This window comes from Lachnotalea sp. AF33-28 (assembly GCF_003477885.1).
Lineage (GTDB): Bacteria > Bacillota > Clostridia > Lachnospirales > Lachnospiraceae > AF33-28.
Map to the genome: position 1 here is coordinate 134,441 of NZ_QUEE01000012.1, position 10,711 is coordinate 145,151.

Annotated in this window: 8 protein-coding genes; 6 read left to right on the forward strand and 2 right to left on the reverse strand. The window is 48.1% G+C overall.

The window, feature by feature from the left end:
• The first annotated feature begins 20 nt into the window (after nt 1-20).
• The 4 genes from DWZ56_RS16455 to DWZ56_RS16470 all read left to right on the forward strand — a co-directional run bounded on the left by DWZ56_RS16455 (nt 21) and on the right by DWZ56_RS16470 (nt 6,772).
• Nucleotides 21-1,652, forward strand: a complete 1,632-nt coding sequence (locus DWZ56_RS16455; protein WP_158584637.1) for an extracellular solute-binding protein — start codon at nt 21-23, stop codon at nt 1,650-1,652.
• An 82-nt stretch (nt 1,653-1,734) separates the two neighbouring features.
• Nucleotides 1,735-3,513 (forward strand): sensor histidine kinase, encoded by a 1,779-nt coding sequence (locus DWZ56_RS16460; protein ID WP_158584638.1) that lies wholly within the window; start codon nt 1,735-1,737, stop codon nt 3,511-3,513.
• Complete coding sequence (locus DWZ56_RS16465) at nt 3,491-4,999, forward strand: response regulator transcription factor (protein WP_147369438.1); 1,509 nt, start codon at nt 3,491-3,493, stop codon at nt 4,997-4,999. The genes DWZ56_RS16460 and DWZ56_RS16465 overlap by 23 nt, the downstream gene beginning before the upstream one ends.
• Before the next feature lie 183 nt (nt 5,000-5,182).
• The gene (locus DWZ56_RS16470; protein WP_118557696.1) at nt 5,183-6,772 is read left to right on the forward strand and encodes a hypothetical protein; all 1,590 of its coding nucleotides are present in this window, start codon (nt 5,183-5,185) and stop codon (nt 6,770-6,772) included.
• On the opposite strand, the gene DWZ56_RS16475 is transcribed toward DWZ56_RS16470, so the two are convergent.
• Both DWZ56_RS16475 and DWZ56_RS16480 read right to left on the reverse strand, forming a co-directional pair.
• Entirely contained in the window at nt 6,738-7,202 is a 465-nt protein-coding gene (locus DWZ56_RS16475; protein ID WP_118557697.1) for a VOC family protein, read from the reverse strand. The two genes, DWZ56_RS16470 and DWZ56_RS16475, sit on opposite strands and share 35 nt — an antisense overlap.
• 200 nt (nt 7,203-7,402) lie before the next feature.
• Nucleotides 7,403-7,603, reverse strand: coding sequence for a hypothetical protein (locus tag DWZ56_RS16480; RefSeq protein ID WP_118557698.1), 201 nt, complete (start codon nt 7,601-7,603; stop codon nt 7,403-7,405).
• A 185-nt stretch (nt 7,604-7,788) separates the two neighbouring features.
• Here DWZ56_RS16480 and DWZ56_RS16485 point away from each other — a divergent pair, with 185 nt between their 5' ends.
• Complete coding sequence (locus tag DWZ56_RS16485) at nt 7,789-8,934, forward strand: oligogalacturonate lyase family protein (RefSeq protein WP_158584639.1); 1,146 nt, start codon at nt 7,789-7,791, stop codon at nt 8,932-8,934.
• 105 nt (nt 8,935-9,039) lie between these two features.
• Nucleotides 9,040-10,542, forward strand: coding sequence for an arabinosylfuranosidase ArfA (arfA, locus tag DWZ56_RS16490; protein ID WP_118557700.1), 1,503 nt, complete (start codon nt 9,040-9,042; stop codon nt 10,540-10,542).
• Nucleotides 10,543-10,711 lie beyond the last annotated feature (169 nt).

Here is a 10,711-nt window from a genome sequence, read left to right on the forward strand (position 1 = left end):
ATAAAAAGGAGAGAGAAGCTATGTGGAAGAAAAAAATAACAGGAATTATTCTTGCGGTTGCTCTGGCGCTGTCAACAGCTGCATGCGGCACTCCGGCTGATAAGGAGCTATCAGGTACTGCTGCCGCATCCGGTCTGCAGTCACAGGGGGAATCAGAGCCGGAGAACAGCGGCGATAAGCCAGAACCGGTCAGACTGGTGGTGGAGGTCTATGACCGCGGTAATATGCCAGAGGATTACGGCGATCCCACGGACAATAAGTGGGTGAACATAATACAGGAAAAAGTGAAAGAGGAATTAAATATAGAATTGGAATTTATGGCGATACCCAGAAGTGAGGATACAACTAAGGTTCAGGCCCTTATGGCCGCCCATAATGAACCGGATCTTTTTTATATCTATGATGTAAATACCTTTCTGACCTGGGCCGGAGACGGTGCGCTGGCGGATCTGACCGATTATATGGAAGAAGACGGTGCACAGGTGCGCAGCATATTGGGCGAGGATATTCTCTCTTATGGATTAATTGACGGAAGACAGTACGCTATTCCAGCCAGAAGAAATGATGTCAGCATGCTTTCCTCGTTTATACGAAAGGACTGGCTTGAACAGCTGGGGATTGAAATCGCAGACCGTAACGGTAACCCTTCCATGACGCCTGATGAATTGTTTGAGGCAATGGTAAAGATCAAAGAGGCCGGTCTCTGTGAATATCCAATGGGACTTTTAAACGATTTCACCAGCATTCAGCCTGTGGAAGGTGCATTTATTGATGCATCGGTGCCAGCCTCAGATGAAGGAAAAGCCACGGTTATAGATGATTTTTTCCTGACGGCGGCAGGTGATAAGGAGGCATATCGCTTTCTTAACAAATGTTATAATGCCGGGCTGATCAGTCCTGATTTTGCATTGTATAAATCAGAGGATATGGGGGAGCGGATATCTGCAGGACAGTGTGCTTTCTGGTCAGCTGCATACTGGACTTACATGGGTAAGGATTCTAATATTGCAGCTCTGTATGATGCCGAACCGGAAGCAGAGATACTTGCAATGGAGGTTTGCAGGGAAGATGAATCACCGGCACTTTATCAGGAATATATGCCGATCGGCGCATATTGTATGATTTCATCCGGGTGCGAGAATGTCGGTGCTGCACTGCGTTTTATCGGCTGGCTGGTAGGTGAAGAAGCGCATACCATTATCTGCCATGGTACACAGGGGGAGCATTGGGAGTATAATGAAGCCGGGCTCATGGTAGCTATTGATCCGGAATATAACAATAAGGACAGGGTCAGCGTGGGTGACTTGGATGTTATGCTCAATAACGATCCCTGTCTGATCGGTGAGTTCGGAGCAGAGGTGTTTCGTATGGGTAAAGAAAATTCCAACGATCCGCGAACTGTGGATCTTACCGTTAATGCCAAAGCGATCGGAGAATCGGAAGGTAAATGGCCGAAGCTCTATATTGACAGGCAGCTGACAGCGGTTTCCGATTATGCGGCCGAACTGAAGGAAAACAGAGACAATGTGATCATAAACAGCATTATGGCAGACGAAGCGGAATTTGACAGCATTTTTGATGAGTATTACAATGTATATCTGCAGGAAGGCGCAAAACAGGCCATGGAAGAACAGCTTGACGCGGTTAAATAAAACTGCTGTGGAATGCGGGATGGCTGGGGATGGATTATGAATGTATCCGTCCTCAGCTAAAAGCACGTTTTGGGGGAGACGGATGAAAGCATGGAAGGGTTATTTTTTGAACCAGAAACTGGCAAAAAAAATGCTGGTGATTGTGGTGATTTTGGTTGCCGCCATCAGCTTTTCTTTCTTTACAAGCCTGCACTACCTGATCAGAAGCTACGATGACAATATGTACCGCCTTGCTGAAACCGGCCTTAAGCAGACAATCGGTGATCTGAACCGGAGGCTTAATGATATCAGCCGCCTGGCAGGAGATATTGCAGCAGATATGGATGTCCAGGAAAATATGATTGTACTTGGCGCACCGGATATGGAGCACATGGACAGCAGGGCCAGGGGACAAGCTTATGATGCGCTCTATCCATACTATGATAACAATGAATATATTCTGTCCATTTCTTTGTTCGTTAACAGCTGTGTGGTCAACATGGGATACGGAGCCGACCTGGATTCTGAAAAGCGATTGTGTATTGTAGATGATCTGTCCGTCAGAAACGGCGATGCGATGTGGCTTGCACAGGAAGACAGCAGAGACACCATAGCTTGTGCCCGAATGATACGGCAGAGGAAATACCTTAAATTTACGGATTTGGGTGCGGTATACTTAATTGCAGATCTTGATGCGATGATTCAGGATTCCATGCAGGATATACCGGACGAGGATGACCGGGGGATACTGATACTGATGGATGAACACGGACGCCTGGTTTCCGGAGAACTGGAGGGAGACGGAACGGATTACCGGAATATCTGGGAAAAATCGCATGGTACTTATCAGATATTGCGCATCGCGGGAGGAAAGAGAATGTTCGTCCTGTCCGGAGAGCTGTTCATTGAAGGCTGGAAATATGTTTATCTCCTGGACTATAACAGCTTGTTTTATCATCTAAGCACAGTGAAAATGATTATGATTGCCGCATCTGCGCTGTCGGTATTATTGTTTCTTCTGATTACCCGCCGTGTATTGGTGAATATATTCGGACATTTGGAACTCCTGATCCGCAAGATTCACGCCTATGGTCAGGGGCAGGAACTTTCACGATATCCGGAGGCGGTTTACCGTGAGAGACAGGATGAAATCGGCCAGCTTCATCGAACATTTCATGAGATGACTCACAGCGTTAAGATCCTTCGAGATGAAAATTATGACAAGCAGATATTGCTTCGGGATACTACTATTAAAATGCTGCGCCAGCAGATCAATCCGCATTTTTTGTACAACACGTTGGATACCATTAACTGGATGGCGCTGGGAAGCGGCAGTGAGGAGATTTCCACTATGGTGAAAGCGCTGGCAAAACTGTATCGTGCGTCCGCTAACAATACGGATGAGCTGATAAGTGTTCAAAGCGAGCTGGAGTATTTGGACAGCTATATACAGATACAAAAGATACGGTACAAAGATCGGTTGGATTTTTGTACATGGCTCGAAGATGGGGTGCAGCAATACCTGATTCCGAAGCTGTGCATTCAGCCTCTGGTGGAAAATGCGGTAAAATACTCTCTGGAATGCAGTATGGATGTCTGCATGATTCGGGTGGATATTCACAGAAGTGGGAAGATGCTGTTAGTAAAGGTATCCAATACAGGTTCAGCATTTGCTGAAAATGTGTTGGAAAAGCTTGGAACAGGCGAACTGGAGAGCCAGGGCACCGGCATCGGGCTGCTCAATATAGAACAACGTCTGAAGCTGCTCTATGGCGGAGAATGCGGGCTGCGTGCGATCAACGAAAATGGAATGGCGGCGGTAATACTGACAATCCCGCATCAAAGGAAGGAGGAGAACGGTGCGTGTAATAGTAGCAGATGATGAAGAGATCATCAGGAATGCGCTGGCGCATATGATCGATTACAGTTCTATCGGATATGAGCTGGTCGGAATTGCCCAAAACGGGATGGAAGCATACGGTATGATTTGTGACGAATACCCGGATGTGGTGATCACTGACATTCGTATGCCCATACTGGATGGGCTGGGTTTGATTGAACGTGCGGTAAAGCTGGATCCGAATCTGCGGTTTGTGATCCTTTCTGGATATGATGAGTTTGAATATGCGAGACAGGCCATGAAATTCGGTGTGCGGGATTATCTGCTTAAGCCTACGGACCGCGATCAGCTCATGGAAGTGCTTGTACGATGCCGAAAGGAAAAGGAGGAGGCACGTCAGAGGATGCTTAGTGAACAGAGAAAGATGCTCGGGGATTTACGGACAACCGTAGAGGAAAGTTATCTTTATGAAGGGCTGCAGTGCAGAGAATTCCATGCGGTATACCAGAAATACAGAGAACGCCTCAAATTCCGCGGGGAAATTCTCCATGCCTGTATCTGCAATTATGTAGAAGAACGGTTTCTTGCGGAAGCTCATAAGGATATCAGGAGAATTCTCAATAAATATGGGATAGAAATGGAATTTCCGGCAGTCTATGTGAAGAATACGGTTGTGCTGGTCCTGAATATTCCATCCGTGACATTATGCAAACAACTGGCCGGAAACCTGGAGTCACTTAGATACCGAGGGCAGCTGGTGTCTTTTACAGTGGAGTTTGTTCAGGATGCGGAAGAGGCGCTATGGAATATGATATTTGGAAGAATATCCAGATTCAATAGAATTTTACTGCTGGATGAGGCCGGAGAGTCAAGCGTGATATCCAATGACCTCACTTCACCGTGGAAACTGGAGCGCTTAAGAGAGGAAATTCTGTATCTGGAACCGAAGAGAATTCAGGAAATACTGGAAGGAATGTTTTCTCAATTTTCTACGGATACGGAAGCTGCCAAAAATTTTACTATGGGGCTATATCTGAAGCTTAATTCAGATGATTCTGAAGAAGCGATGGAGATTGCCTGCGACTTTTTTCGCAGCCTTAGGGCCTGCAGGAAAGTCGGGGAGGTACGGGAGATGTGCTTTCGTATGGCTGTGGGCAGTATGCGTCCGGAAGAAAAGAGGTCAGTTGTGGATATGATCAAGTCCTATGTAAACTCACATATAAGTGATGAAAACCTGTCATTAAAATGGCTGGCGGAAAATTATTTGTTTATGAATGTGCAGTATCTAAGCCAGCTGTTTATAAAAAAGGAGGGTGAGCGCTTTTCTGATTATCTGAATCGGATGCGCATGGAAAAGGCCAGAAGGCTCATACTCACTTATCGCAGCGATAATATCAAGGATATCGCTTCCCAGGTGGGATTTGAGAGTAATCCCAGATATTTCGGACAGGTGTTTAAGCGCTACTATGGGATATTGCCCAGTGAGCTAATCGTACAGCCGCATAATCGGGAAGTGACCGGAAAATGAGAAAATGGCTTATGATTATACAAAGAAGGCGGAAATACAGTTTTTGGATAATGCACAGGAAATATTGAAGGCGGCTCAGTAGCTATAATTAGAGTAAGTGTACATATTGCGGAAATATATTAACAGATATGCTCAGTAAAAAGTATAGTTATTTGGTATACTAGGACAGGAGAGAGGATAATTATGACAGGGATCAGGCACATTATATGTGCTATACTGATGATCATTCTATGCACAGCAACCGGCTGCCAGAGTAAAACCGGACAGGATGATTCGGGCAGCGGCCAGTCGCCGCCCCATATTACTGTTGCTGTTTATGACCGGGGAACAATTCGCACACCGGAGTATGGGACTTTAACGGATAACCGATGGACTGAGATGATAAAGAAGAAAGTATGGGAAGAACTGGGTATAGAGATAGAATTCGCATCGATACCGCGTGAGGCGGACGCAAGTGAGCTGGCAGAGCTTACAAGGAATAAAATAGATATTTTCTTTACGTATGAGACCGATGATTTTCTAAACCTTGTTAAGAGCGGAGCCGCCGCGGATCTTAGCGGGTATATGAACGGGGCAGGTGCATTCCTGCAGGAACAGCTTGGAGAGGAGATTTTAAAATATGGCCGGGTAAACGGCGGTCAATATGCGGTGAATGGCATACGCAGCCTGACCGCGATGTTTTGCTCTTATATTAGAAAAGACTGGCTGGAATGTCTGGGAATAGAACTGCCTGTGCGAAACGGCGTCTCATCATTGACACCCGATGAACTGATGGAAGTGATGATAAGAATGAAAGATGCAGGTTTCTGTCAGTACCCATATGGGCTTGTGGAGAGTTATACGGGTATACAGCCTATAGAAGGCGCATTTATTAAGCCTGAATCCATAGTTAAAGAGCAGGACCGTGCCATGCTCGTTGGCAATTATCTGATCGGCATGGATGGGGATGAGAACGCCTTTCTGTTTTTGAATGAGTGCTACAGGAGAGGGCTGATCAGGCCGGATTATTACAGTATAACAGACAACGGTCTGGGAGAGAGCATCGCCGCAGGCGAATGCGGATTCTGGAGTGCGGCCCAGTGGATGTATCTGAATAAAGGAGGATATCTGACAGAGCTGTATGATGTGGATTCGGAGGCGGAAATCTGGCCTGTAGAGATCTGTCAGGCGGATGGTTCTCCTGCGCTCTACCAAAAATACAGTCCGATTGCGGCATATGTGATGGTATCGTCCGACTGCGGAGATATCCCGGCTGCACTGGCATATTTGGAGTGGTGTCTTGGAGATGAGGCTCACATCATGCTGCAGCACGGAATTGAAGGAGAACACTGGGAATACAACGAAGATGATGTAATGGTACCTATAGACAGTTATTATAATTACAAAAGCAGAATTGATGTTACGGATCTGGATATGTTTTTATTGGATGATCCGTGTCTGACCGGAGAAAACGCAGCAGCGGCCAATCGCTACACAGTAGAGATTTGGAAGGAGCCCCGCATCGCAAAGCAATACCTGCTGTCTCAGAAGATGGCGGTTGGGGAGGGGAAATGGAGCCCTCCCTACATAGACCGCATCATCGAATCAGCAATTATTTATAAGGATAAAATCGACTATAACACACAAAAACTGATCCGTGACTGCATTATGGCACCGGAAGGCTTTGCAGCGCAGGTTTACAGTGAACGCCTGAAAACCCTGATGGAAGAAGGCGGCCGCCAGGTATTGTATGAAAAGCTTAGGGCCTTTCGTCATTCTCCAGCAGTTCAATAATGAGTTTCGTATTGCGGCGGTCGTCCAGATAGGCATAACGGCCGCCCTTATATTCGCCTTTTTGGAGCAGTATCATGCCTTCATCCTCGTAGGCCTTAATCATCTCAGCCATATTGGTGCATAAAAATGCGATATGGTGGAGCCCTTCCCCATTCTGATCCAGGCATTCGCGCCAGATGGAAGGCTGATCATCCACAGGCTGTATCAGTTCAATCTGTATGTTGTCCAACTGAAAGAAGGACTGATAGATCCGTGCATAACAGGGCCTGCCGCGGTATACTGTCTTTGTCAGCTCGTATTCCGCAGAGGTTATGATCTCCGGCACTTCGGTATGAAGATATTCGGCCCATTTCTTTGTGGTTTCCACGATACTATGGGTTAAAAAACCAATTTGCGTAGTTTTGGTAAGATCTATGGATGCTGGTATCATAGTAAAACCTCCTATTATTGTGTATTTTGTATCAGTTTAAAACTGCCGTGCTGCAGCGGCATGAGCGCCGTGCCTACATAAGCGTGACCCCGGCTTCTACTGCTTTCTTCCGTATATTGGAAAGTCCGGTTATATACTGGGAAAGTTCCGGCATATGTTCCAGAAACAGGGTGACTTCATGATCCAGCTCAGAGCAGAGCCTAAGCACGTGTACCAAGGATGCCCACTTCCCCGATCAGTATACCGTTTTCTTCTGCCGCCCTATTATAGGCGGCCACCGTATCCGTGTCCGCACCGGGCTGTACCGGAGAAACGGCCGCGCAGACCCCGAGAGACCGCAGACATGCGATCCAGTCTTCCGGTGTGGAATACTTCAGCTGATAATTAACCCCAATCCTCATAATGAATCCCGCCTTTCAGAGTACCCGCTAAATAAACTTATTATAACATTATTTATTCCAAAATGGTAGCGCAGGCACCGGCAAATCCGTGTATCATTTTCTGTTATTTTATTGAAGTATCTGTTTTCTGCTGTATAATAGAAGAGTAGCAAAAAACAGGCAGTTATCTTATGGAGGAAACCGCAATGAAACCGTACAAGACATATCCGTCTGAGAAAAGAAGCTATAAGGACCGTATATCCGGAGCCACCGTAACACAGCTGACAGGTTATCTTGGCCACAGCTATCACACCTATTTTACAAATAGCGGGTGGTACGACGGCAACCAAAGACTTTTATTTACATCCGACCGGGAAAATGTCACCAATCTGTTCAGCATACACATCGGGAGCGGAGAGATCAGCCAGCTGACCTGTTTTGAACCGGGCAGCAGGCAGAAGGTGCATTTTACCAACGATGTGAATCCGAAACGGCCGGAGGTGTATTATTCGGCGGGCCGGGAGGTGCGCGCCCTGAACCTGGAGACGCTTGAGACAAGGCCTCTTTACACCCCGCCGGAAGGCTTTAACGCCAGCTGCGGACTGGTGGGGGCCGACGGACAGTATATCTACGGCGTACTGATGGAGGATCTGTCCGGCCGTATCTACGCGGATTTGACCGCCAGCTATATCGGCATGAGAGAGATTTTTGAGGCGAAACCGGACTGCCGCGTATTCCGGGTGAATGTGGATACCGGGGAGGCAGAGACTCTGTGGCAGGAGAACTGCTGGATCGGCCATGTCAATCCTTCTCCCACCCAGCCCAATCTGCTTACCTTCTGTCATGAGGGCAACTGGGAAATGGTGGATCATCGGATCTGGCTTCTCGACACCGAAAAGGGGACTCCTGTAAAGATCAGAGAGCGTGCCGAAAAGGGAGAGAAGATCGGCCATGAATACTGGTATGCGGATGGCCTGCGGGTAGGATATCAGGTACATAAGCCAAACGATGGGTCCTATTTCGGAGTGGTAAATTATGACGGTACCGGTATGCAGGAGGCGAAGTGCGTGCCGCTTCCGAGCCCTGACCATGTGCATTCCAACGATTTTCATCTGATTGTCAGCGATTCCGGAAAATCCATCAAGCTGTACCGCTATAACGGCAGCAGCTTTGACAATGCCCGGGTGCTCGCCATGCATGACGGCAGTTTCTTCTTCGGCAGCCATCATCCGCATCCCCGCTTTACTGCGGACGGAAAGCAGGTGCTTTATAACAGCAATGTGAGCGGCTACTGCAACCTGTATATGGTGGAGGTCCCGGAAGATGTAAGCGCTCTGCCGCAAGTGCAGTAGGCGTATGCCGGAAGAAATATCAAATATACTGGAAAAAAAGCAGTTTCATTCTTTGCCAGGTACCGTTATAATGGTTGGCAGTAACAAACGATGGAGGAAACGGCGATGAAAGAAGCGAAAATATTTATCGACAGACATTTTACAGTGGGAGAGGTGGATAAGCGCATCTACGGCTCCTTTATAGAACACTTGGGACGCGCGGTTTATGGAGGCATTTATCAGCCGGGCAGCCCGCTCTGTGATGAGCAGGGATTCCGCAGGGACGTGATCGGCCTCATATCCAGGCTGAATGTCCCGGTGGTGCGGTATCCGGGCGGTAACTTTGTGTCCGGCTATCACTGGGAGGACGGCGTGGGCCCTAAGAGCGCCCGCCCGGAGAAGATCGATCTGGCCTGGAATGTGATCGAGACCAACCAGTTCGGCCTCAATGAGTTTATGGACTGGGCGGATAAGGCGAAGACAGAGCCGATGATGGCGGTGAATCTGGGTACCAGAGGCGTGGAAGACGCTAAAAACATCGTGGAATACTGCAACTTAAAGGGCGGCAGCTATTACAGCGATTTAAGAAGATCCCACGGCTATGAAAATCCCCATGATATCAAGCTGTGGTGCCTTGGCAACGAGATGGACGGCCCCTGGCAGATGGGCCATAAGACAGCCGCCGAATACGGCAGGATCGCGGCGGAAGCCGGCCGAATTATGAAAATGGTGGATCCTTCAATCGAACTGGTGGCATGCGGAAGCTCATCGCTCACCATGGACACCTTCGGCACCTGGGAGGACACGGTGCTTTCCGAATGCTATGACCAGGTGGACTATCTTTCCCTGCATCAGTATTACGCTAATGCGGAAAACAACACGCCGGAATTTCTGGCCAATACCGTGGCGATGGACAAATTCATTTCTTCTGTGATTTCCATCTGTGATGCGGTGAAAGCTAAAAAGAGAAAGAACAAGTCCATCCATCTCTCCTTTGACGAGTGGAACGTATGGTACCATTCCCATGAGCAGGACCGGAAATTGGAGCGCTGGTGCAAAGCGCCGCATCAGCTGGAGGATATCTATAACTTTGAGGATGCGTTGCTGGTTGCCGGCATGATGATCACGATGCTGCATCATGCGGACCGCGTGAAGGTGGCATGTCTCGCACAGCTGGTCAACGTGATCGCGCCGATCATGACCAGCGACAGCGGCGCCTGGGCTCAGACTATTTACTATCCGTTTGAGATGATCAGCAATTACGGCCGCGGTGAGGTCTTAAACACCGTCGTGGATTCCCCCGTATATGAGAGCAGACACGCAGATGCGCCCTATCTGGATGCGGTCTGTGTGATGAACGGGGAGGATGAGAGCCTGACCGTATTCGCAGTCAATAAGGATCTGGAGGATTCCATGGAGTTTACCTGTGACCTGCGCCAGTTTGAAGGCTATCAGGTGACGGAGCACAGGGTGCTCACCCATGCGGATGTGAAGGCGGAAAATACGGAAGAAAATCCGGAGAATGTGGTTCCTGTTACGGTGGAAAATGCCAGGGTGGAGTCCGGCATGCTTAAGGCCGTGCTCTGCGATAAGAGCTTCCATATGATCAGGCTGCAGAAGCAGTCATAGTTTCAGACAATCGGTGGCTTTTATAATATACGAAGCTGCGGATATCCGTATCGGGATACGCGGTTCAGACCGCCGGTTTTGAAACACCGGAGGAAGTGACTTTGAACAAAAAGTTTGGCTGAAGTGAAAAGTTTATTTCCACTTTGAAAACGGTTGAAAAATAAGTGGC